Annotated in this window: 19 protein-coding genes; 9 read left to right on the top strand and 10 right to left on the bottom strand. The window is 69.9% G+C overall.

Features of this window, described 5'->3' with window-relative positions; all coding sequences use genetic code 11:
* Positions 1–42 precede the first annotated feature (42 nt).
* The 8 genes from ACWEJX_RS32860 to eccCa form a co-directional block, all read right to left on the bottom strand.
* Positions 43–276, bottom strand: coding sequence for a DUF397 domain-containing protein (locus ACWEJX_RS32860; protein WP_389209133.1), 234 nt, complete (start codon positions 274–276; stop codon positions 43–45).
* Between the two features lie 232 nt (positions 277–508).
* Positions 509–1,216, bottom strand: a complete 708-nt coding sequence (locus tag ACWEJX_RS32855; RefSeq protein WP_451611072.1) for a hypothetical protein — start codon at positions 1,214–1,216, stop codon at positions 509–511.
* A gap of 160 nt (positions 1,217–1,376) precedes the next feature.
* Positions 1,377–1,889: a hypothetical protein gene (locus tag ACWEJX_RS32850; RefSeq protein WP_451611071.1), complete on the bottom strand. Its 513-nt coding sequence runs from the start codon at positions 1,887–1,889 to the stop codon at positions 1,377–1,379.
* Between the two features lie 175 nt (positions 1,890–2,064).
* The gene (locus ACWEJX_RS32845; protein ID WP_451611070.1) at positions 2,065–3,123 is read right to left on the bottom strand and encodes a hypothetical protein; all 1,059 of its coding nucleotides are present in this window, start codon (positions 3,121–3,123) and stop codon (positions 2,065–2,067) included.
* Position 3,124: 1 nt separating this feature from the next.
* Positions 3,125–5,377: a hypothetical protein gene (locus tag ACWEJX_RS32840; RefSeq protein WP_451611069.1), complete on the bottom strand. Its 2,253-nt coding sequence runs from the start codon at positions 5,375–5,377 to the stop codon at positions 3,125–3,127.
* Between the two features lie 60 nt (positions 5,378–5,437).
* A complete protein-coding gene (locus ACWEJX_RS32835; RefSeq protein ID WP_451611068.1) occupies positions 5,438–5,878 on the bottom strand; it encodes a hypothetical protein in 441 nt (146 codons plus the stop codon).
* A 7-nt stretch (positions 5,879–5,885) separates the two neighbouring features.
* A complete protein-coding gene (locus tag ACWEJX_RS32830; RefSeq protein ID WP_451611067.1) occupies positions 5,886–6,581 on the bottom strand; it encodes a hypothetical protein in 696 nt (231 codons plus the stop codon).
* Between the two features lie 97 nt (positions 6,582–6,678).
* Positions 6,679–10,629 (bottom strand): type VII secretion protein EccCa, encoded by a 3,951-nt coding sequence (gene eccCa / locus ACWEJX_RS32825; protein ID WP_451611066.1) that lies wholly within the window; start codon positions 10,627–10,629, stop codon positions 6,679–6,681.
* Positions 10,630–10,800: 171 nt separating this feature from the next.
* On the opposite strand from eccCa, the gene eccD reads away from it, so the two are divergent.
* The 6 genes from eccD to ACWEJX_RS32795 all read left to right on the top strand — a co-directional run bounded on the left by eccD (position 10,801) and on the right by ACWEJX_RS32795 (position 17,869).
* Positions 10,801–12,276, top strand: coding sequence for a type VII secretion integral membrane protein EccD (eccD, locus tag ACWEJX_RS32820; protein WP_451611065.1), 1,476 nt, complete (start codon positions 10,801–10,803; stop codon positions 12,274–12,276).
* Between the two features lie 201 nt (positions 12,277–12,477).
* Positions 12,478–12,768 (top strand): 30S ribosomal protein S15, encoded by a 291-nt coding sequence (gene rpsO / locus ACWEJX_RS32815; protein WP_451611064.1) that lies wholly within the window; start codon positions 12,478–12,480, stop codon positions 12,766–12,768.
* Between the two features lie 272 nt (positions 12,769–13,040).
* Positions 13,041–15,251: a polyribonucleotide nucleotidyltransferase gene (locus ACWEJX_RS32810; protein ID WP_451611063.1), complete on the top strand. Its 2,211-nt coding sequence runs from the start codon at positions 13,041–13,043 to the stop codon at positions 15,249–15,251.
* Positions 15,248–16,627, top strand: a complete 1,380-nt coding sequence (locus ACWEJX_RS32805; RefSeq protein WP_451611062.1) for a M16 family metallopeptidase — start codon at positions 15,248–15,250, stop codon at positions 16,625–16,627. Before ACWEJX_RS32810 ends, ACWEJX_RS32805 begins: the two co-directional genes overlap by 4 nt.
* Before the next feature lie 43 nt (positions 16,628–16,670).
* Complete coding sequence (dapB, locus tag ACWEJX_RS32800) at positions 16,671–17,423, top strand: 4-hydroxy-tetrahydrodipicolinate reductase (RefSeq protein ID WP_451611061.1); 753 nt, start codon at positions 16,671–16,673, stop codon at positions 17,421–17,423.
* Positions 17,424–17,428: 5 nt separating this feature from the next.
* Positions 17,429–17,869, top strand: a complete 441-nt coding sequence (locus ACWEJX_RS32795) for a hypothetical protein (protein WP_451611060.1) — start codon at positions 17,429–17,431, stop codon at positions 17,867–17,869.
* 31 nt (positions 17,870–17,900) lie between these two features.
* Here ACWEJX_RS32795 and ACWEJX_RS32790 read toward each other — a convergent pair whose 3' ends face one another.
* Positions 17,901–18,482, bottom strand: coding sequence for a hypothetical protein (locus ACWEJX_RS32790; RefSeq protein ID WP_451611059.1), 582 nt, complete (start codon positions 18,480–18,482; stop codon positions 17,901–17,903).
* 53 nt (positions 18,483–18,535) lie between these two features.
* A complete protein-coding gene (locus ACWEJX_RS32785) occupies positions 18,536–18,775 on the bottom strand; it encodes a hypothetical protein (protein WP_451611058.1) in 240 nt (79 codons plus the stop codon).
* A gap of 166 nt (positions 18,776–18,941) precedes the next feature.
* On the opposite strand from ACWEJX_RS32785, the gene thyX reads away from it, so the two are divergent.
* From thyX to ACWEJX_RS32770, 3 genes are all read left to right on the top strand, one after another.
* The gene (gene thyX, locus ACWEJX_RS32780) at positions 18,942–19,682 is read left to right on the top strand and encodes an FAD-dependent thymidylate synthase (protein ID WP_451611057.1); all 741 of its coding nucleotides are present in this window, start codon (positions 18,942–18,944) and stop codon (positions 19,680–19,682) included.
* 203 nt (positions 19,683–19,885) lie between these two features.
* Entirely contained in the window at positions 19,886–20,785 is a 900-nt protein-coding gene (dapA, locus tag ACWEJX_RS32775; protein ID WP_451611056.1) for a 4-hydroxy-tetrahydrodipicolinate synthase, read from the top strand.
* Between the two features lie 125 nt (positions 20,786–20,910).
* The gene (locus ACWEJX_RS32770) at positions 20,911–22,596 is read left to right on the top strand and encodes a ribonuclease J (protein WP_451611055.1); all 1,686 of its coding nucleotides are present in this window, start codon (positions 20,911–20,913) and stop codon (positions 22,594–22,596) included.
* Positions 22,597–22,903 lie beyond the last annotated feature (307 nt).

Here is a 22,903-nt window from a genome sequence, read left to right as displayed (position 1 = left end):
GTCCCGGAGCGGGCCCTCTGCTCGTACGCTCGCAGCGCCACCTCACATGAGGTCGAACTCGCCGTCCTTCGCGCCGAGCACGAACGCGTCCCACTCCGCCTTCGTGTAGCGCAGCACCGTGTCGTGGTCGAGCGACGAACGCATCGCGATGCCACCGCCCGGCAGGTGCGCGATCTCCACCCGCTCCTCGTCGGGGCTCGTGCCGGGGGCGCCCTGCCACTCGACACCGCTGATGTCGAGCGCGTACAGCTCGTCCTTCTCCTGCTGAGTGCCCATCTGGCTCTGCTCCTTCGTGCGTCGACTGCGGCGCAACAACGTTGCAGCTCAATGATGGGTGGCCGGGCCTGTGCCTGTCACCCGGATCCCGCGGAATCACTCCACCTGCAAGGCGGTTGCGCTGTCGAAGTGGTTCATACCTGGGCGGCGAAGGTCTGCGCCAGCTTCAAGACCTGGTCCGGCGTGATCGACTGCTCGCCGGAGTTGGCCACCGTTCGCGTGACGCGCTTCATTACCGGGTTCCTCCGGTCGACGGGGTGACGGTCACACGCAGCGGTGTGAACACGGGAGTTTTCTTCAGCGGTGCGTTCTCGCAGCCCAGGGCCTCCGTGGCCCGGCGAGCCATGCGGTGGACGAACTCCATCTGCTGGTCCTGGGTGCCGTGGTCCTTGACCGCCCCCAGGTTCACGGTGAACGAGCCCTCCGCGTGGAGCAGCAGTCCTTTCGAGGCACTTGGTGTGCCAGGCAGGACACACGGCACGTAAAGATGGGTGGAGACGTCGTTGGACGTGCCGGTCGCCTCGTTCAGCGCATACGAGCGGGTGTCCTCCACGACGGCCGTCTTCTTCGCGTCGGACAGCGGGGACCACATGTAATCGATGTTGGCCTGACCCATGCCGCGCCGGCCGTCGGGGAAGAAGCTGCACTGACGTACGGAGTACGTGGTGCGGTGCCCAGGTTGTTCGCGCAGTTCGGTCCGCATGCGGTCGAGGAACTTGGGCGTTCGGTTCCCGTGAAGGGTCGTGTAGGTGTCCGCCCGCAGCACGTGGCGCAGGATCTTGTCCTCGGGGGACCCCGAGGCGATGTCACAGACGTAGTCGTCCGGGTGCTTTGCCTGCGGCTCCTCGGAGGAGCCGCAGGCGGTCGCCGTGAACAGGGAAAGTGCGGCGACGGCCAGACGCGCGGGGGTGGCGAGCGCGCGTCGCCTCAGATGGTGCATACGTTTCGTGTTTCCCGTCGGTGGAGGGCGGTGCGTGTCTGTGCGAGCGGTCGGTGTTGTGACGTGACAACCGAGCCCTTGCCCCAGGGCGATGTCCGAGATGTCAGCCAGCCCCTGGCGGGTCGCCCCATTTCGCGAGGCTTCGTCTCCCGCCGGCCGGTCAGAGCCTGACCAGCATTCCCCGCCAGGTCCATCCCGCGCCGAGGACCGCCTCGCGCAGGGGATCCTTCAACTGCCGCGTGTCGAAGGCGAAGTCCTCGACCAGGTGGCGGCGGCCGTCGGCACCCCGCTCGATCGTCCACTGCCTGGAGGTCGTGGTCACCTGACCACGGCTGTACTTGGTCGAAGCGGCCAGCCTGGGCGTGCCTCCGACCCAGTTGATCTCCAGTTGCTCGTCCAGAGCCCGTACCTCGTGCTTGTCGGCTACCAGGCGCAGCTTGATCTTGAGGCTCTGCTCCGGCTGAAACTCGAGGAAGAAGGTCCACCAGGCCGGCTCCAGGATCCGCCACTCCGCCACCAGGTCGGCGTTCTCCGCCGGGCGCGCGTTGCGCACGACGTACGGCTTGTCCGCGCTGTTGACCGCGAGCAGCGCCTCCCGGACCTCCATGGCGGACAGGGGTGCGACACCCCTGTCTGGATACCGGGTTCCGGTGAACCTGTCGAGCAGACCCATCCGGGCCTCCGTCCCTGTGTTCGGGCGCAATGTGCGCGGGAAGTCCTGGACATCTCCCAGGACGCTGTCGTGCTGTGCGGCAGTGGCGGTCAGAAGGGCAGCCGCCGCGTCAGGCATGGGGAGGCCGCGGAGCCCGTCTGGCGTCGGGCGACCGTCCTGATGTGTTCTGGGGTTGTCAGCAGCCGAGCTGCTTTCCGGCGGCTTCGACGAAGTTGCCGTACAGGTCCTTCATGCGGGGAGTGCCGGGTGATCCGGCGGCGTCGTTGTAGTTGGGGCCGAACTCCAGGGCGAAGTACGTCGGCTTGCCCCCACAGTCGGTGACCAGGTGCCAGGGATCGAAGCCAGAGACCTTGCGACCGGCCACCGGAGGCTGCGCCTTGTATCCGGGCGAGGACCGGATGCCGTCGACGATCCCTGGCTCCTGGGTCACGGCGTAGCTGGCGTATCCCGGGATCTCACAGGCCCAGGTGGGGCGGGGGCGTGCCTGGACCCTCTCTCTCGCCTTGGTTCGTGCCGACTCCGGTCCGGGGAACCTCAGCCCTGTGAGACCGCATACCGCGCCGTTGTCGATCGGTCGCGGTCCCGGGGCCGCCGCGAGGGCGGCGGGCGCGCGGAGCGGCTCCTTGGCGGGACAGCCCGCGCGTTCGGCCGCCCGGTTGGCCACGTCGGTCAGGAGCCGGGCGAGCTGCACGGGATCCGAGCCCTCCGGAGCGTATCCCTCGACGGCGGCGGGACCGCTCGCGTTCGTACAGGCGTCCGGCAGCAGGACCCAGCCGTGGGCACCGCCCACTGCGCCGGTCGCGCCGTCGGAGAAGAACGACATCCTCGCGGGGTTCAGCCAGCCGTCGCCGGTGAAGGGAAAGTCGCCGCGCTCACGGCCGGCCGAAATCCGGATCCGCTGGGTGTCCGTCCCCGGGAGGAAGGACGAGTTCTCCACGGTGCAGGTGAAGGCGAGCTGGTCGTCCGGCCGGGTGTCCAGACCGTCGCGGTCGGAGACGCGGCCGGACGACGGGAAGACGCCCACGGCCGAGTCGGTGGGCACGAGCCCCCCGCACACCTGATCGCGCCCGAAGAGGTTGGTGTTCCACCACAGGTGGGCGCCCACCGCGAGAACGGCGATCGCCAGGAGAGGAGCGATGACCTTCCGCCCCTTCCCGCCCTTCCGTCCCTTCCCGCCCCGCCGTCCCTTTTCACCCTTCCGTCCGAGATCTGCCGGTTCGCTGGTGTCGCTCATGTCACTTCCTCGTTCGCAGCGCCGAGTAGGCGTCCTCGCGGCCCGTGATGAAGCTCTGCTTGGCCTCGCCCTTGGCGTGTTCGTGCGCCTCGGAGCCCTGGATGCCCTGGGTGCTTCCCCAGGCGTCCATCAGCGCGTTCGTGCCGCCGACTCCGGTTGAGGTGGCGATGCTGTCCTTGGACCTGGCCACGTCTTCCGCGGCGGCCGACACGTCCTTGGAGTACTCGTAGGTGGCCGCGTCGACCATGCGCTGAATGGGGTCACCCACGACGGGGATCTGGGTGAAGAGGCCGCCGACGCCGTGGTACCCGTAGCGCATGGCATCGTTGAGGTTGCCGATCTTGGTGTCGCGGTCGTCGAGGATCATGTCGGATCCGATGGCCGTCATCGCGCCGTATACCTCGCCGACGTGGCGGGCCTTGTTGTCCCAGTCGCCGACGACGTTGCCCTGCTGGCCGGCCGTGGCGTCCCGCGCCGTGGCCAGGTACTCGGCCGAATAGCGCTTCTCGTTCTCGTACAGGAGGTCGTAGACGAGGACGGGCTTGCCGTCGGGAGTCGTCCCGTACGTGGCGTCGGACACCCCGCGCATCACCCGGAGCAGGCTGTGCTTGCTGTTGGTGATGCTCGAGTCGTCGCCGCGCGCGTTGATGCCTGAGCCGCCCTCTGGGCTGCTGGGCTCGGTGCCGCTCAGGATCGCGTGGGTGTCGACGGTGTAGTCGGCGAGGGCGCGGCCGAGGGGCACCTTCAGGTTGTCGGGGATGGTGTCGCCCTTGCTGTCCTTGTCCAGGACGTTGATGGACTCCTGCATCACCCGCGTCTGGGCCTCCGAATGGTGGTCGAAGGCCGCCCCGGCCGAGTCGGGCTCTCGCCCGGTGGTGGCGGCTTCGAGTGCTGCGCCCAGGCCGATCCGGCTCGTGTAGTCGTCGAATGTGCTGACCCCGTATCCCGTGATGACGTTCTTGGGCCAGTCGCGCGAGCCGTCCCCGCTGCCGAGCAGGTATTTCAGGTGGTCGTTGCCGACGTGGTCACCGGCCGGCCCGTTGCCCTGCGGGTCGAAGAACGCGGTCGCGGCCTCCGGGTTCTTGCTCATGACGCCGAGAAGGCCGTCGATCGGGTCGCTCTCGATCCCCTTGTCCTCCCAGCCGCCACCCCACTTGGTGAAGATGCCTTCGTGCTTCTTCTCCGCGTCGATCAGGTCGTCACCGAGCTGGTAGAGGAACTGGTCGTCGTACTTCGCGTCGGCGTGCTGCATCATGCTGACGAACGACTGATAGCCATAGAGCGGCTGGGTGTTGGATCCGAAGTTCTTGACGCCGGACTTGTCGAGGCTCTCGGTCCACTCTTTGTAGAACCGGCCGTCCGGGCTGTTCAGCCATGCGTTGAACTTCTTCGATCCCGGGGGCATCTCGGAGACCTTCCCCGGCACTTGGGTCGCTCCGGCCACCGTGTTGGCGAGCCCGCGCTCCACGTCCTGGTGTTCCTTGTCGTTGAGCTTTCCAGAGAGCTTGATGGTGCCGTCGGTGCCGAGGCCGGCAAGGAAGGTCTGGCTGAAGGCCTTGTTGTCGGCGTTGTCACGGAAGGCACGGTTCAGCTCGGCGTAGTCGGCGGCGGAGACCTTCTCGCCGCTGTTGATGCGCGTGGCGATGTCCTTGGCGTTCTCGGCCTCGTAGAGCTCGATGTCGCCCTTCGCCCCGGCGTTGAATCCGTTGAGCTGGTCGTCGCCCCTGCCGCCGATGTCCTTGTTGCTGTCGACGACGACGGCGTCGAGTGCGATCTTGACGCCCTCATCGGCGTCCGAGACGGCCTTCACGCGGTCGTCGAGGTGCTTCTGCCACTTGGCGACGCCTTCGCTGATCGTCCTCTGGCCGTCGGGGTCGTGCCGGTAGGCGCTGCGGTCGGCCTCGGAGAGTCTGGCCCAGTCGAAGGTGACGTTGCCCTGCTCCGACACGGCCATCCCGGCCTCGACGGCGTCGGCCCGGGCGGAGTCGAGCTTGTTCTTGAGGTCGACGAACTGGGTGTGGGCGTCGCGCAGGAGGGAGGCGATGGCCTTGGCCTGGGTCTGGGCGGCGGCGTACTCGTAGCGGGTGCCGGCGAAGTTGGTCTGGGCGACGCCCACGCTGACGCCGAGCCAGTTCGGGCCCATGGTGATCTTCTGGACGGAGTCCTTGTAGCGGTCCTCGACCTTCTTGATCTCGCCCGCCATCGACTCCCACTTGTCCGCGGCCGTCGTCAGCGCCCCGAAGTCGGTGGTCATGATCTCTTCGTACGTCAGCATCCGCTGCCCCCGTCGTTGAGCTTTGTCATCGTGGCCGCTCTATATGCCGTCGATCTTGGACTTCGACACCGGAGCGAACTGCCCACGGATGCCGAGGTCGTTGTGCGCGAAGAGCCCCGACGCGCCACGCAGCGCGCTCTTCTCCGACGACAGCCGGCCCATCAGCGTCTTGACCTGCTGGTCCCAGGTGTCCTGGACCTTCTTCAGCCCCGCGGCGGTCTGCCAGCCGTCGAACGCCTTGACGGCCGCGTTCGAGGACTCGTCGGCCCAGTCCGTGGCCTTCTTCGTGTTCGGCTCCAACTCGGTCTCGATCGTGTTGGCTGCCGCCTGCTTCTGCGCGGGCGTCGACGCGAAGTCACCCGGTCCACCGCTCCCCGTCGGCCCCGAAGGGTCACCGGGTACCTGGTTCAGCTGCATGCTCGACGACTGCCCTTCGGCCGCCTGCCCCCGCAGCGCGCCCCACTCCTGTTCGAATCCCATCGTGATCTCAGCTCCCCCTCACTTGGCTACGGAACTCCTCCAGCGGCATCGTCCGGTCCGCCGCCGGCAACGTGATCGTGAACTCTTCCCCGAACGAGTCGTACGTCGTCGTGCTGGACCGCCCGTTCCGCGTCGACTCCAGCAGGACGAGGCGTGAGGTGTCGCTCTCCACGTAGTACGTGTCGGAGGACGTGTCCGAGCCGTCGGCCGCCGCCTCGACGGTGAAGGCCTCGACGCTCCTGCCCCGCAGGGTGCGGTCGTGGTCGGAGGCGCGTTCCACCTGGGCGGGGATCTTGAAGTACGTGTCGCAGTCGGCGTCGTCGGGCAGCTCGGAGGTCACGTACGTCCCCTCCAACCGGGTCGGCACGGTGACCGACTCGCCCTTCTGCCCCAGAGCCTGAGCGAGGAGCGCCGCGCCGGTGTACGTCGTGCCGTCCTTGCAGTACATCTCGCCCGAGCCGCCGATCCAACTGGCCTTGAGGCGCAGCCCCTGGTCCGGGTTCCACCACATCTCCTGCCACCCACCGGCGAACGCGGTCGTGCCACCGGAGGAGTGGAAGGAGGAGGACCGCATCTCGTCGTTCGCCTCGTTGACCGCGCTGCAGCCGGTCAGCACCGTCGCGGCCACCGTCACCGCGGCACACGAGGCCACGGCACGGAGTGGACGCCGGGAGTGCCGCATCAGGATCTCGCGGACTGTCATGTCGTGCCGAACCTTTCGTTCGTCCTGCCGCTTGTCCGGACGTCCGGGCGCCGGGGCGGGCGGCCCTTCACCCGCCGCCGCCCGCCACCACCCCGCATCACTCCTTCGGCATCTGCCCCGTCTGCACCAGCGACGCCTGACCCCGCCGCGACACGAACAGGCCACGCCCCGCCGGCATCGGCCGCGGCCGGGCGTTGCCCAGCAGGTCGCCCTCCGAGGGGTCACCGGACAGGACCACGCCCTGCGCGCCCAGTTCCTTGATGCGCTGCATGAACGCCTCGTACATCGAGCGCGAGGCCCCCGCGCTGTTGCGGGCGATGATGAAGCGGACGCCCGTGTCACGGGCGAAGGGGAGGAACTCGGCGAGCGGCGCCAGCGGGTTGCCGGCGCTCGTCGCGACCAGGTCGTAGTCGTCCACGATGATGAAGACCTGCGGGCCCGACCACCAGCTGCGGTCGCGCAGCTGCTGCGGCGTCACGTCCTGCGGCGGCTGGCGCCGTGCGAAGACGCCCGACAGGGCCTCCATGTGCATCTGCATGGCGCCCGCCATCGGCGCGTACTCCAGGAGGTGCTCCTCCGGCAGACTGCCGAGCAGCGACCGCCGGTAGTCACCGACGACGAGCTTGGCCTCGTCGGGCGAGTAGCGCTCGCCGATCTGCTTGGCGATGAGCCGCAGCAGGTTGGTCTTGCCGGACTCGCTCTCGCCGAAGATCAGGAAGAACGGGTCGGTGTCGAAGTTGACGAACACCGGCTCCAGGCGCGTCTCGTCGATGCCGATCGCGATGCCGTGCTGCGGGAACTCGAAGCCCTTCGGCAGCCGGTCCGCCGACAGCTTGTGCGGCAGGAGCCGTACGGGCGGGGTCGACGGCCCGTGCCAGGCGCTGCGCACGGCCTCGACGAAGGCCGCCGTGCCCTCCGCGAGGTCGCCCGCCGAGCTCGATCCGTCGATGCGCGGCAGCGCGCCCATGAAGTGCAGCTTCTCCGGGACCTGGCCGCGGCCGGGCACCCCTTGCGGCACGTTCGCCGCGACCTTGCGGTCGAACTCGGAGTCCATGACGTCACCGAGCCGCAGCTCCAGACGCCCCAGCATCTGGTCCTTGAGGGCGGCGCGCACCTCCATGTAGCGGGCGGCGGTGATGACGACGTGGATGCCGTAGCCGAGGCCGCGGGAGGCGATGTCCGCGACGGACGCCTCCAGGCCCTCGTACTCGTTCTTGAAGCCGCCCCAGCCGTCGATGACCAGGAAGACGTCGCCCCAGGCCTCCGACGGCAGTTCGCCGGCCGCCCGCTTGCGCCGGTAGGTGGCGATGGAGTCGATGTTCTGCGAACGGAAGAACTCCTCGCGCCGGTTGAGCACGCCGAGCACCTCGGCGACCGTGCGCCGCACCCGCTCCGGGTCGAGCCGGGACGCGACCCCGCCGACGTGCGGCAGCTCCGCGATCGCGGACAGGCCGCCACCGCCGAAGTCCAGGCAGTAGAACTGCACCTCGGCCGGGGTGTGGGTGAGCGCGAACGACGAGATCAGCGCCCGCATCAGGGTCGACTTGCCGGACTGCGGACCGCCGACCACCATCATGTGGCCCGCCGCGCCGGAGAAGTCCCGGTACAGCACCTCACGCCGCTGCTCGAACGGCTTGTCGATGAGGCCCAGCGGCACGGTGAGCCCGCCCGGCCGGGTGTACTCGGTCGCCGTGAGCCCGCGGTCCGCCGTCTGCGCGAGCCCCGGCAGGAGCTGGTCGAGCGACGGCGCCTGGTCGAGCGGCGGCAGCCACACCTGGTGGGCCGGCACGCCCTGCCCCTCCAGGCGGCGCACGATCACGTCGAGCACGGTGTCCGCGAGCGCGTCGTCCTCCTCGGAGCGCTGCGCCGTCAGGTACGCCGGGTCCGGCGCCGCGTACACCACCGGCACCGGCGACGCGGTGAACAGCGCCGGACGCCGCTCGATCGGCATGTTGCCGGCCTCAAGACGCGGCCCGCCGGTGCGGTACGTACCGGAGACGTACGCCGCCTTGAAGCGGGTCATCTCGTCCGTACCGAACTTCAGATAGCCCGAACCGGGCACCGACGGCAGGTGGTAGGCGTCCGGCACACCGATCGCCGTGCGCGACTCCGCCGCCGAGAAGGTCCGCAGACCGATCCGGTACGAGAGGTACGTGTCGAGGCCGCGCAGCTTGCCCTCCTCCAGGCGCTGCGAGGCGAGCAGCAGATGCACACCCAGGGAGCGGCCGATGCGGCCGATCTGGATGAACATGTCGATGAAGTCGGGCTTGGCGGTGAGCAGCTCGGAGAACTCGTCGATGACCAGGACGAGCGAGGCCAGCGGCTCCAGCGGAGCGCCGGCCGCCCGCGCCTTCTCGTAGTCGTGGATGTTGGCGTAGTTGCCCGCCGAACGCAGCAGCTCCTGGCGCCGCTGCAGCTCGCCGCGGATCGCGTCACCCATGCGGTCGACCAGCGTCAGGTCGTCCGCCAGGTTGGTGATGACCGCCGCCACGTGCGGCATCTGCGACATGCCGGCGAAGGTCGCACCGCCCTTGAAGTCCGCGAGGACGAAGTTCAGCGTCTCCGAGGAGTGCGTCACCGCGAGGCCGAGGACCAGCGTGCGCAGCAGCTCCGACTTGCCGGAACCGGTCGCGCCCACGCACAGGCCGTGCGGACCCATGCCCTCCTGCGCGGCCTCCTTCAGGTCCAGCATGACCGGCCCGCCGTCCTCGCCGACGCCGATCGGCACCCGCAGCCGCTCCGCCACCGACCGCGGCCGCCAGGTGCGCGCCACGTCCACCGACGCCGCGTCGCCCAGGTTCAGCAGATCGGTGAAGTCCAGGTTGGCGAGGAGCGGTTCGTCGTCGTCTCCGCCACCCATCCGCAGCGGCGCCAGCTGCCGGGCCAGCGCCTCGGCGGCCTGGAGCGACATGACGTCCGGCACGCCCTCGTACGCGAAACCGCCACCGGACTCCAGGCGCAGCCGCCCGGGCCGCACGACCACCGACAGACCGCCGCGCGGCTCGTCGAGCTCGCCGGACACCACCTCCACGATGGTCACGCCCTGGAGCCCCTCGGCCGCCGCGAACAGCGAGTCCGGCGGCACCATCCCGCCGTCCAGGACGACCACCACGTGCGGCTGGTCCAGGACCGGCTGGCTGTCCCGGCTGAACCGCGGCCGCCCGTCGAGCCGCGACCGGAGCAGCTGCTCCAGCTCGCCCAGGTCGTCGCCGAACAGGCGCTTCGTGCCGGCCCCGTCGACCGCGCCCGGCACCTGCGTGTGCGGCAGCCACTTCGTCCAGTCCCAGCGCTCCTGCGCGCCCCGCGCCGCCACCACGGCCACCATCAGGTCGTCGGGGGAGTGCAGCGTGACCAGTTGGGCCACCAGACCGCGCGCCGCGGACTGCGCCGCCTCCGGGTCGCCGGACACCGTCACGTGGTAGAAGGCCCGCAGCGACACCGCCATCGGCAGCCCGTCCAGCGTGCCGTGCACCGCCAGGAACTGCTGCATCGCGCCCGCGCACAGCGGCTCCAGCTCGTCCACCGGAGCCGTGTCCGGCGCCACCAGCGGCGTCGCCAACTGCTGGGCGCCGAGCCCGATCCGCGCCTGCGCGAAGTCGTTGTCGCCGACCCGCCGCTCCCAGACCCGCGAGCCCTCGGCGACCACCGACCACAACTGCTCGGGCGCCGGGTGAAGGTACAGCTGCGCGTCGCGCTGCTTGCGCGCGGTGCGCCGCACCGCACGCCGTGTCTGGGCGAGGTATTTGAGGTAGTCCCGCCGGACATCGGCCATTTGCCCCTGCGCACCCCGGCGGAATCTGACGAACTGGGCGATCGCCATGCCGACCGTCGACGCCAGCATCAGCGTGCCCATGATCTTCATGATCGGGGACGGCGTCATGAAGAAGAACACCACCGAGGAGCCCATGCCGAGCATCGGCAGGAGCTGCATCAGCGCGGACTCCTGCTGCCCCCGCGGCAGTTCCGGCGGGGACTCCAGGACCAGTTCCTCGCTGGGGACTTCCGGAGGAAGGGACCTCGGCGGGCGTTTGACGACGATCTGGCTCACCGGCGCATCAATCCCTCGTTACGGGCGGGCTCGTGAGGGAGCTTCCGCACCGGCGCCCCGTTCGCGACGGTCTCCCCCCGAGAGCAAAGGATCCTACTTGCAGCCACTGACACAGGACCCCGGTAGGGTGACCCGCACCGTGCGCAACCGCGAATCAGGGGGTCCAGAAACGTGAGTACGACCGCAGCGACCGGCTTCTGCCGCGTCACCGTCGTGGCGCCGGACAGCCGCATCGACGTGGCACTCCCCGAGGACATCGCCGTCGCCGACGTCTACCCGGAGATCCTGCGGCTCACCGGACAGACCCAGCCGGCCGGCGCCCCCACCGGCTACCACCTCGTCCGCCGCGACGGCACCGTCCTCGACGGCGCCCGCACGCTCGCCGCCCAGCAGGTCCTCGACGGCGAGGTGCTCAGCCTGCGCCCGTTCGCGGAGTCCCTGCCGCCCGCCGTCTTCGACGACGTCTCCGACGCCGTCGCCTCCGCCGTCACCCGCGACCGGCACCTGTGGAGCGACGAGCTGCTGCGCGGCGCCGGACTCGTCGGCGCGGTGCTGCTGCTCGTCCTCATGGGCTTCGTGCTCTGGTTCGCCGACCCGGTCCGCCACGACATGCACAGCCTGCCCGGCATCATCGCGGGCGCCGGCGGCGTGCTCCTCACGGCCTTCGCCGGCGTCCGCGCCCGGGTGTACGGGGACCGGGCCACCGCCGTCACCCTCGGCCTCGGCGCGCTGCCGCTGCTGCTCATCGCCGGCTCCGGGATCATTGCCCCCGACGCCGGCCACGGCCCCGGCCGGCTCCAGTTCCTGCTCGGCTGCGTCACCGTCCTGGTCGCCGCCGTCACCCTCGTCGCGCTCACCCCGAGCGGCGACGCCCCCTTCGTCGCCGCGACCTTCCTGGCCACCGTCGGCACCCTCGCCACCTTCGCCGCGATCCTCACCGAGGCGTCCGCCACCGAGACCGCCGCCGTCTGCGTGCCCGCCGCCATCGGCCTGGTCGCCTTCCTGCCCGGCCTCTCGGCCCGCTTCGCCCGCCTCCCCATCGGCTACGCCTCCCCGCGCAGCGCCACCGACGACGACTTCGCCGCCGACCCGCACCAGCCCGTGCTCGCCGAGGCCCAGCCCGTCGACGCCGAGCGGATCGCGCTGCAGGCCCGCCGCGGCCACGAGATGCTGCTCGGCCTGGTCGGCGGCTGCGCGGCCGTCGTCGTCGGCTCCTGCGCCGTGCTCGGCTTCGCCGGGAACGTCTGGGGCCAGCTGCTCGCTCTCGCCGCCGGCCTCGCGATGCTGCTGCGCGCCCGCCTCTTCCGCTACACCTCGCAGGTCGCCTGCGTCCTGGTGGCCGGCCTCGCCGCGATCGCCCTGCTGATCCTGGGCCTCTCCCTGAACCCGCCGACCGACCTGGTCGCGGACCTCGTGATGTACGGGGACCGCGGCGGCCTCGACATCCGTACGATCTGGCTCACCGCGGCCGTCGCCGCCGGCGCCGCCCTCGTCACCGCGATCGGCCTGATCATCCCGCGCAAGGGCCTGTCACCCTTCTGGGGGAGGCTGCTCGACCTCACCGAGGGCTTCGTCCTGCTCGCGCTGGTCCCGCTGTGCCTCGCCGTCCTCGACGTCTTCATGCGGGCCCGCTCGCTCACCGGCTGAGCCCGGGCCCGTACGAAGGGCGCCTCCGGGTACCCCTGGGCGAGCTGGTACGCTGTGTGACGGCCGTTTGTGTACGCGCTCCCGGAAGCTTCGAACCTCTGGAAGCAGCGCTCATCGGACCTTCGCTCCCGAGTCACGGAAGTTTCCCCTGAGACCTAGACCAGGGGCACTCGTGGGCGCACGAACCAAGAGGAGATCCGCGTGGCTCTCGACGCCGCCGTCAAGAAGCAGATCATGGCCGAGTTCGGCACCAAGGAGGGCGACACCGGCTCCCCCGAGGTCCAGGTCGCGATGCTGTCCCGCCGCATCTCGGACCTGACCGAGCACCTCAAGTCCCACAAGCACGACCACCACTCCCGTCGTGGTCTGCTGATCCTGGTCGGTCAGCGCCGCCGTCTGCTGCAGTACCTGGCCAAGAAGGACATCCAGCGCTTCCGTACGCTGGTCGACCGCCTCGGCATCCGCCGCGGTGCGGCCGGCGGCGCCAAGTAAGGACGCCGTGAAGGGAGCGGTTCCCACTTTCAGGGGGCCGCTCCCTTTGCTGTACGTGCGCGAAGGTGCCACCGGACCTTAGTCTGGTCGCACAACGCCACATCACCGCGCGAGAAGCAGCCGGCCCGCCGCCGGTCCTCGGTAGTGGTCCCCGGGCAGAACTCCCGGAGGCTTCGATCGAAGACCGGCCCGCCATCACAGTGCTTCTCCCGCACCGTCCCGGACCACACGGGTCCGCGGACGCAAAGACGAACACGTAGGAGAAACCGCTAGTGGAGAACGAGACCCACTACGCCGAGGCCGTCATCGACAACGGCGCCTTCGGCACCCGCACCATCCGCTTCGAGACGGGCCGTCTGGCCCGCCAGGCCGCCGGCTCCGCCGTCGCGTACCTGGACGACGACACGATGGTCCTCTCCGCGACCACCGCGTCGAAGAAGCCCAAGGACCAGCTCGACTTCTTCCCGCTGACGGTGGACGTCGAGGAGCGGATGTACTCCGCCGGCAAGATCCCCGGCTCCTTCTTCCGCCGGGAGGGCCGGCCCTCCGAGGACGCGATCCTCACCTGCCGCCTGATCGACCGCCCGCTGCGCCCGTCCTTCAAGAAGGGCCTGCGCAACGAGATCCAGGTCGTCGCCACGATCATGGCGCTCAACCCCGACCACCTGTACGACGTCGTCGCGATCAACGCCGCGTCCGCGTCCACCCAGCTGGCCGGCCTGCCCTTCTCCGGCCCGATCGGCGGCGTCCGCGTCGCCCTGATCAAGGGCCAGTGGGTCGCGTTCCCGACGCACACCGAGCTCGAGGACGCCGTCTTCGACATGGTCGTCGCGGGCCGCACCCTGGAGGACGGCGACGTCGCGATCATGATGGTCGAGGCCGAGGCCACCGAGCAGACCATCCAGCTCGTCAAGGGCGGCGCCGAGGCGCCGACCGAGGAGATCGTCGCCGCCGGCCTCGAGGCCGCGAAGCCGTTCATCAAGGTCCTGTGCAAGGCCCAGGCCGACCTCGCCGCCAAGGCCGCCAAGCCCGAGACCGAGTTCCCGATCTTCCTGGACTACCAGGACGACGTGTACGCGGCCCTGTCCGACGCGGTCCGCGCCGAGCTCGCCCAGGCGCTCACCATCGCCGGCAAGCAGGAGCGCGAGGCCGAGCTCGACCGCGTCAAGGAGCTCGCCGCCGAGAAGCTCCTCCCGGCCTTCGAGGGCCGCGAGAAGGAGATCTCCGCCGCCTACCGCTCCCTGACCAAGGCCCTGGTGCGCGAGCGCGTCATCAAGGACAAGGTCCGCATCGACGGCCGTGGCGTGACGGACATCCGTACGCTCGCCGCCGAGGTCGAGGCGATCCCGCGCGTGCACGGCTCCGCCCTGTTCGAGCGTGGCGAGACCCAGATCCTGGGCGTCACCACCCTCAACATGCTCCGCATGGAGCAGCAGCTGGACACCCTCTCCCCGGTGACCCGCAAGCGCTACATGCACAACTACAACTTCCCGCCGTACTCCACCGGCGAGACCGGCCGCGTCGGCTCCCCGAAGCGCCGCGAGATCGGCCACGGCGCCCTCGCCGAGCGCGCCCTCGTCCCGGTCCTGCCGACCCGCGAGGAGTTCCCCTACGCGATCCGCCAGGTGTCCGAGGCCCTCGGCTCCAACGGCTCGACGTCCATGGGCTCGGTCTGCGCCTCCACCATGTCGCTGCTGAACGCCGGTGTGCCGCTGAAGGCCCCCGTCGCCGGTATCGCCATGGGCCTGATCTCCCAGGAGATCGACGGCGAGACGCACTACGTCACCCTCACCGACATCCTCGGTGCGGAGGACGCGTTCGGCGACATGGACTTCAAGGTCGCCGGTACGAAGGAGTTCGTCACCGCCCTCCAGCTCGACACCAAGCTGGACGGCATCCCGGCCTCCGTCCTGGCCGCGGCCCTCAAGCAGGCCCGCGACGCCCGCCTCCACATCCTCGACGTGATGATGGAAGCGATCGACACGCCGGACGAGATGTCCCCGAACGCCCCGCGGATCATCACCGTCAAGATCCCCGTGGACAAGATCGGTGAGGTCATCGGCCCCAAGGGCAAGATGATCAACCAGATCCAGGAGGACACCGGCGCCGAGATCACGATCGAGGACGACGGCACCATCTACATCGGTGCCGCCGACGGCCCGGCCGCCGAGGCCGCCCGCGCCACGATCAACGGCATCGCCAACCCGACCATGCCGGAGGTCGGCGAGCGCTACCTGGGTACGGTCGTCAAGACCACCACCTTCGGTGCCTTCGTCTCCCTCATGCCCGGCAAGGACGGCCTGCTGCACATCTCGCAGATCCGCAAGCTCGCCGGTGGCAAGCGCGTGGAGAACGTCGAGGACGTGCTCGCGGTCGGCACCAAGGTGCAGGTCGAGATCGCCGAGATCGACCAGCGCGGCAAGCTCTCCCTGATCCCCGTGATCGAGGGCGAGGAGACTGAGAAGGACGCTGCCGACCAGTGACGTCCCGCAGTTCCGCGACGACGGCCCGCCCCTCCTCCGAGGGGCGGGCCGTCGCCCGTACCCAAACGCTTCTTCCGGGCCGGAACGGCGTCGGCATCGTCCGCCGCACGACCCTCCCCGGCGGCCTCCGCATCGTCACCGAGACCCTGCCCTCGGTGCGCTCCGCCACCTTCGGCATCTGGGCGCACGTCGGCTCCCGCGACGAGACCCCGGCGCTGAACGGTGCCACCCACTACCTGGAGCACCTCCTCTTCAAGGGCACCGCGAAGCGGTCCGCCCTCGACATCTCCGCCGCGATCGACGCGGTCGGCGGCGAGATGAACGCCTTCACGGCGAAGGAGTACACCTGCTACTACGCCCGGGTCCTCGACACCGACCTGCCGCTGGCGATCGACGTCGTCTGCGACATGCTCACCGGCTCGCTCATCCTCGAAGAGGACGTCAACGTCGAGCGCGGCGCGATCCTCGAAGAGATCGCGATGACCGAGGACGACCCCGGCGACGTGGTCCACGACCTGTTCGCGAAGACGATGTTCGGCGACACCCCGCTGGGCCGCCCGGTCCTCGGCACCGTCGAGACCGTCAGCGCCCTCGACCGCGGCCGGATCGCCCGCTTCTACAAGAAGCACTACGACCCGACGCACCTGGTCGTCGCAGCCGCCGGCAACGTCGACCACGCCACGGTGGTACGCCAGGTCCGCCGCGCCTTCGAGAAGGCCGGCGCCCTCACCCGTACCGCCGCCGTCCCCGTCGCCCCGCGCGACGGACACCGCACGATCAAGACGGCCGGAAGGGTCGAGGTCCTCGGCCGCAAGACGGAGCAGGCGCACGTGGTGCTCGGCATGCCGGGCCTGGCCCGCACCGACGAGCGCCGCTGGGCGCTCGGCGTCCTGAACACCGCCCTCGGCGGCGGCATGTCCTCCCGCCTCTTCCAGGAGGTGCGGGAGAAGCGCGGCCTGGCCTACAGCGTGTACTCGTACACCTCCGGCTTCGCGGACTGCGGCCTCTTCGGCGTGTACGCGGGCTGCCGGCCCAGCCAGGTCCACGACGTGCTGAAGATCTGCCGGGACGAGCTCGAGAAGGTGGCCTCCGACGGGCTCACCGACGAGGAGATCGCCCGCGCCGTCGGCCAGCTCTCCGGCTCCACCGTGCTCGGCCTGGAGGACACCGGCGCGCTGATGAACCGCATCGGCAAGAGCGAGCTGTGCTGGGGCACCCAGATGTCGGTCGACGACATGCTGGCCACCATCGCCGCCGTCACCCCCGAGGAAGTGCGCGCGGTGGCCCGCGATGTACTGGAGCAGCGGCCCTCGCTCTCGGTGATAGGACCGCTGAAGGACAAGCAGGCCGACCGCCTCCACTCCGTGGTCGCCTGAGCACCCCGTTCCCGCACCCAAGTCCCGCACCCTAAGGAATCAGATGAGCAAGCTGCGCGTGGCGGTCCTCGGAGCCCAGGGCCGCATCGGCTCCGAGGCGGTCAGGGCCGTCGAGGCCGCCGAGGACATGGAACTGGTCGCCGCCCTCGGCCGCGGCGACAAGCTGGAGTCCCTCGTCGAGGCGGACGCCCAGGTCGCCGTCGAGCTGACCACCCCCGGCTCGGTCATGGGCAACCTCGACTTCTGCGTGCGCCACGGCATCCACGCGGTCGTCGGGACCACCGGCTGGACCGAGGAGCGCCTCGCGCAGCTCGGGGGCTGGCTCGACCAGTCCCCGCAGACCGGTGTGCTGATCGCGCCGAACTTCTCCATCGGCGCGGTCCTCACCATGAAGTTCGCGCAGCTCGCGGCCCCGTACTTCGAGTCCGTCGAGGTCGTCGAACTGCACCACCCGCACAAGGTGGACGCCCCCTCCGGCACCGCCACCCGCACCGCCCAGCTGATCGCCGCCGCCCGCGCCGAGGCCGGCCGCGGCGCCCAGCCGGACAACACCGCGCACGGCCTCGAAGGCGCCCGCGGCGCCGACGTGGACGGCGTCCGGGTGCACTCCGTACGCCTCGCGGGCCTGCTCGCCCACCAGGAGGTGCTGCTCGGCGGCGAGGGCGAGACCCTCACCGTGCGGCACGACTCGCTGCACCACTCCAGCTTCATGCCGGGCATCCTGCTCGGCGCCCGCCGCGTCGTGACCACCCCGGGCCTCACCTTCGGCCTGGAACACTTCCTGGACCTGGGCTGACGGTCATGGGCGGAAAGATCACGTACGTCTTCCTCGCCACCGTCCTCGTGCTCGTCTTCGGCGTGGTGGGGATGGAGGGCGTCCTCCTGCTGCTGACCGGCGAGCCGGCGGCGATGGGCATGGGCGCCGTCGCCTTCGTGCTGCCGGTGGTGGGCGCCTGGTTCCTCTGGAAGAACACCCGCTTCGCGCGCCGGGCGAACCGGCTTGCCGCGCTCCTGGAGGCCGAGGGCGGCCTGCCCGTCGACGAGCTGAGGCGTACGGAGGGCGGCCGCATCGACCGCGACTCGGCCGACGAGGTCTTCGCCCGGCGCAAGGCCGAGACGGAGGACTCGCCGGACGACTGGCGCTGCTGGTTCCGCCTCGCGGTGGCCTACCACGACGCCCGCGACACCCCGCGGGCCCGCCAGGCCATGCAGCGCGCGATCGCGCTGCACGAGGCGGCCTGAGCCGTACGCCGGGGTCAGCCGTACGCCGGGGTCAGCGCGCTCCGGCGTACGCCGGGCTCTCCGCCTGCTCCGCGTGCTCGCCGTACTCGGCGTTCCAGGCCTCGACCGTGTCCGCGGCGCGGTCGAAGGCCTCGACGCGGGAGAGGAAGTCGGCGTTGTGATCGGTGAGCAGCGGGGTCTGCTCACCGTCGCGCCGTACGAGGACGAGGGCCTGGCCCTGGACCGTGCGGGGCAGTCCCAGCCAGCGCACCGGCTGCTGGGCGGTGCGCACCGAGGCGGCCTCCCGCCACGGCACGGTCCGCGTCCTGAGGAAGGAGACCTGCCGTAGGCCCGCCCGGCTCACCCAGACACCCATGCGCAGCAGGCGCAGCGCGCCGCAGATGACCAGCGCGGCGCACCCGAAGGTGAGCCCCGCCCCGCCCAGCGCGCCGGCGGCGGCGATGACGACGGCCGCGATCAGCACGAACGAGGCGAGCAGCAGCGCCAGCGCGGCGATCCCCACCCGCCACGGCCCGGGCCGGTACGGCCGACGCCACACGTCGTGGTCGTCGAACGGCAGGGCGACGTCGTCGGCGCCGAAATCACGGTCGGCCGTCAGAAAGGGCAGGGGCACGACGGGTCCTCACTCACAAGCACGTTCGGTGGGCTGTGCCCGGTGAGGCTACCTCAGCGCCCGTCGGAAGCCTCGGACTGCTGCTGGCGCCCGTTCGCGTGCTGGGAGTCCAGGGACGGCATACCGAGGACGAGGGAACCCACGAGGCCGGCGGCCACGGTCAGTCCGATCAGCGTACGGCCCAGGAGCTGGCCCGGCCTGAGCCGCTCCCGCGGCGGCGGAGTGACGTTACTGCGGAAGCTGTCGGACTCCGCGACGAACGCGAACGGTACGGCTTCTCGCCGGCTGGGCATGGGGCCACGCTCCCTGGGATTCGATGCCGAAAGGTGCCTGTCGTCTCTACAGACGACGGAAGCGGCGCTTAGGTGCCGTTTTTTCATCAAAGCGGCCGAATCTCATCCTCAGGGAGGACGTCGTTAGAGTGGACGACGCCACCCGCACTGACTGGAAGGACCGCCGGTGACCGACACCCCTGCAGAGAACGTCAAGATCGAACTACGGAGCGACGTCACCGTTGAGCTGGTCAAGAGCGCGGCGGCCGACTCCGACGTCCTCTGGGCGGCTCGGGTGTCCACGGCGGGCGAGCAGTCCCTGGAGGAGCTCCAGAAGGACCCGGAGCGCTCGAAGGGCCTGATCAACTACCTGATGCGGGACCGCCACGGCAGCCCCTTCGAGCACAACTCGATGACCTTCTTCATCAGCGCCCCGATCTTCGTGTTCCGCGAGTTCATGCGGCACCGGGTGGGCTGGTCGTACAACGAGGAGTCGGGCCGCTACAGGGAGCTGGAGCCGGTCTTCTACGTCCCCGACACCTCCCGCAAGCTGGTCCAGGAGGGCCGCCCGGGCAAGTACGTCTTCGTCGAGGGCACCGAGGCGCAGCACGAGCTGACGAGCCGGGCCATGGAGGACTCGTACCGCCAGGCGTACGGGACGTACCAGGAGATGCTGGCCGCCGGCGTCGCCCGCGAGGTCGCCCGTTCGGTCCTGCCGGTGGGTCTTTACTCCTCGATGTACGCGACCTGCAACGCGCGCTCGCTGATGCACTTCCTCGGCCTGCGCACCCAGCACGAGCTCGCCGCCGTGCCGTCCTTCCCGCAGCGGGAGATCGAGATGGTCGGCGAGAAGATGGAGGAGCACTGGGCCCGGCTGATGCCGCTGACCTACGCCGCCTTCAACAAGAACGGCCGGGTGGCTCCGTAGCTCCGTAGCAACGCACACGTCGCCACGCACAAAAGTACGAAGTTCGCGAGCGAAGTGTCCGTATTGCGACGTTTCGTGAAGTTCATCTAGGCTGATCAAACGGACCCGGCACTGCTTGAACCCCCGAGCAGGCAGTGCCGGGCTCCCTTTATCGCGTCCCCCGAGGGGGCACCCGGCGCTGAGCAGCGAGTAGCGTGTTACCCATGGCTCCGATCTCCACTCCGCAGACCCCCTTCGGGCGGGTCCTCACCGCCATGGTCACGCCCTTCACGGCGGACGGCGCACTCGACCTCGACGGCGCCCAGCGACTCGCCACCCACCTCGTCGACGCGGGCAACGACGGCCTGATCGTCAACGGCACCACCGGCGAGTCCCCGACCACCACCGACGCGGAGAAATCGCAGCTCGTACGGGCCGTACTGGAGGCGGTCGGCGACCGCGCCCACGTCGTCGCCGGCATCGGAACCAACGACACCCACCACACCCTCGAACTCGCCCGTACGGCGGAGCGCGACGGCGCGCACGGCCTGCTCGCCGTCACCCCGTACTACAACAAGCCCCCGCAGGAGGGCCTGTACCGGCACTTCTCGGCCATCGCCGACGCCACCGAGCTCCCGGTGATGCTCTACGACATCCCCGGCCGCAGCGGCGTCCCGATCGACACCGAGACCATCGTCCGGCTCGCCGAGCACCCCCGGATCGTCGCCAACAAGGACGCCAAGGGCGACCTCGGCCGCGCGAGCTGGGCCATCGCCCGGTCGGGCCTCGCCTGGTACTCCGGCGACGACATGCTCAACCTGCCGCTGCTCTCGGTCGGCGCCTGCGGCTTCGTCTCCGTCGTCGGCCACGTCGTCGCCCCCGAGCTGCGCGCCATGGTCGACGCCTACCTGGCCGGCGACGTCCAGAAGGCCACCGAGATCCACCAGCGGCTGCTCCCGGTCTTCACCGGCATGTTCCGCACCCAGGGCGTCATGACCACCAAGGCCGCCCTCGCCCTCCAGGGCCTGCCGGCCGGCCCGCTGCGGCTGCCGCTCGTCGAGCTCTCCGCCGAGGAGACCGCCCAGCTCAAGGTCGACCTGGCCGCCGGCGGGGTACAGCTCTGACAACAGACTTCACAACTGAACACCCGTAACTGAACACCCGTAACTGAAGACAAACAGCAAGTGCACGAATGTCATGCGCGCCACGTGCCGAAGCGGTACGTGGCGCGTGTGGTGAGGAGAGACTTTTGAGCCATCCGCATCCCGAACTCGGCGCCCCGCCGAAGCTTGCCAAGGGCGGCCTCCGCGTCACCCCGCTCGGCGGCCTCGGTGAGATCGGCCGGAACATGACGGTCTTCGAGTACGACGGCCGCCTCCTGATCGTCGACTGCGGCGTCCTCTTCCCCGAGGAGGAGCAGCCGGGCGTCGACCTGATCCTGCCCGACTTCACCACCATCCAGGACCGCCTCGACGACGTCGTCGGCATCGTCCTGACCCACGGCCACGAGGACCACATCGGTGGCGTGCCGTACCTGCTCCGCATGAAGCAGGACATCCCGCTCATCGGCTCCAAGCTGACCCTCGCCCTCATCGAGGCCAAGCTCCAGGAGCACCGCATCCGTCCGCTCACCCTCGAGGTGGCGGAGGGGGACCGGGAGCGCCTCGGTCCCTTCGACTGCGAGTTCATCGCCGTCAACCACTCCATCCCGGACGCCCTGGCCGTCGCCATCCGCACCCCTGCGGGCATGGCCGTCCACACCGGCGACTTCAAGATGGACCAGCTCCCGCTGGACAACCGCCTCACCGACCTGCACGCCTTCGCGCGGCTGAGCGAGGAGGGCATCGACCTCCTGCTCACCGACTCGACGAACGCCGAGGTCCCGGGCTTCACGCCGCACGAGCGCGACATCTCCAACGTCCTGCGCAACGTCTTCGCGAACGCCCAGAAGCGCATCATCGTGGCCAGCTTCGCCAGCCACGTGCACCGCATCCAGCAGATCCTGGACGCCGCCCACGAGTACGGCCGCCGGGTCGCCTTCGTCGGCCGCTCCATGGTCCGCAACATGGGCATCGCCCGTGACCTGGGCTACCTGCGCGTCCCCGCCGGCCTCGTCGTCGACGTCAAGACCCTCGACGACCTGCCGGACGACGAGGTCGTGCTGGTCTGTACGGGCTCCCAGGGCGAGCCGATGGCCGCCCTCTCCCGGATGGCCAACCGCGACCACCAGATCCGGATCGTCCCCGGCGACACCGTGATCCTGGCGTCCTCGCTCATCCCGGGCAACGAGAACGCGGTCTACCGCGTGATCAACGGCCTGACCCGCTGGGGCGCCAACGTCGTCCACAAGGGCAACGCCAAGGTCCACGTCTCGGGCCACGCCTCCGCCGGCGAGCTGCTGTACTTCTACAACATCTGCAAGCCGAAGAACCTCATGCCGGTCCACGGCGAATGGCGCCACCTGCGCGCCAACGCCGAGCTCGGCGCGATGACGGGCATCCCCAAGGACCACATCGTCATCGCCGAGGACGGCGTCGTCGTCGACCTGGTCGACGGCCGCGCCCGGATCACCGGCAAGGTCCAGGCGGGTTACGTGTACGTGGACGGCCTCTCGGTCGGCGACGTCACCGAGGCCTCCCTGAAGGACCGCCGGATCCTCGGTGAGGAGGGCATCATCTCGGTCTACGTGGTCGTGGACGCCTCCACCGGCAAGATCGTGGGCGGCCCGCACGTCCACGCCCGCGGCTCCGGCATCGAGGACTCCGCCTTCGACGCGGTGCTCCCGAAGATCGACCAGGCCCTGAACAAGTCCGCCCAGGACGGCGTGGTCGAGCCGCACCAGCTCCAGCAGCTGATCCGCCGCACGGTGGGCAAGTGGGTCTCCGACACCTACCGCCGCCGCCCGATGATCCTCCCGGTGGTCGTGGAGGTCTGACGGGCCGCCGGCTCGTACGGCTGAGGGGGGCGCCTCGATTTGCATCGGGGCGCCCCCCTCAAGTACGTTTACGGCTCCGCCAGAGGGGAAGCCCCGGGCACCACCGTGTGCCAGGAGAGTGAAACTGAAGGACGGGAAATCCGACTCAGAACTTCTGATAAAGTCGGAGAGCGCCGGAAGGCCCCGAAAGAAACGACGAAAGTCGGGAAAGCGGGACCGGAAAGCACCGAGGAAATCGGATCGGAAAGATCTGATAGAGTCGGAAACGAAGGAAGCGCCCGGAGGAAAGCCCGCGAGGGTGAGTACA

The sequence above is a fragment of the Streptomyces sp. NPDC004788 genome (assembly GCF_053601115.1).
Note: the sequence above shows the minus strand (reverse complement) of the source record. Positions and strands in the feature narration are given on the sequence as shown.

Coding starts and splice junctions, on each gene's coding strand:
- ACWEJX_RS32850 (WP_451611071.1), bottom strand. CDS start 1,889: ATGGGTCTGCTCGACAGGTTCACCGGAACCCGGTATCCAGACAGGGGT.
- ACWEJX_RS32835 (WP_451611068.1), bottom strand. CDS start 5,878: ATGGGATTCGAACAGGAGTGGGGCGCGCTGCGGGGGCAGGCGGCCGAA.
- ACWEJX_RS32840 (WP_451611069.1), bottom strand. CDS start 5,377: ATGACCACCGACTTCGGGGCGCTGACGACGGCCGCGGACAAGTGGGAG.
- ACWEJX_RS32845 (WP_451611070.1), bottom strand. CDS start 3,123: ATGAGCGACACCAGCGAACCGGCAGATCTCGGACGGAAGGGTGAAAAG.
- dapA (WP_451611056.1), top strand. CDS start 19,886: ATGGCTCCGATCTCCACTCCGCAGACCCCCTTCGGGCGGGTCCTCACC.
- ACWEJX_RS32795 (WP_451611060.1), top strand. CDS start 17,429: ATGGGCGGAAAGATCACGTACGTCTTCCTCGCCACCGTCCTCGTGCTC.
- dapB (WP_451611061.1), top strand. CDS start 16,671: ATGAGCAAGCTGCGCGTGGCGGTCCTCGGAGCCCAGGGCCGCATCGGC.
- ACWEJX_RS32785 (WP_451611058.1), bottom strand. CDS start 18,775: ATGCCCAGCCGGCGAGAAGCCGTACCGTTCGCGTTCGTCGCGGAGTCC.
- ACWEJX_RS32860 (WP_389209133.1), bottom strand. CDS start 276: ATGGGCACTCAGCAGGAGAAGGACGAGCTGTACGCGCTCGACATCAGC.
- ACWEJX_RS32830 (WP_451611067.1), bottom strand. CDS start 6,581: ATGACAGTCCGCGAGATCCTGATGCGGCACTCCCGGCGTCCACTCCGT.
- ACWEJX_RS32855 (WP_451611072.1), bottom strand. CDS start 1,216: ATGCACCATCTGAGGCGACGCGCGCTCGCCACCCCCGCGCGTCTGGCC.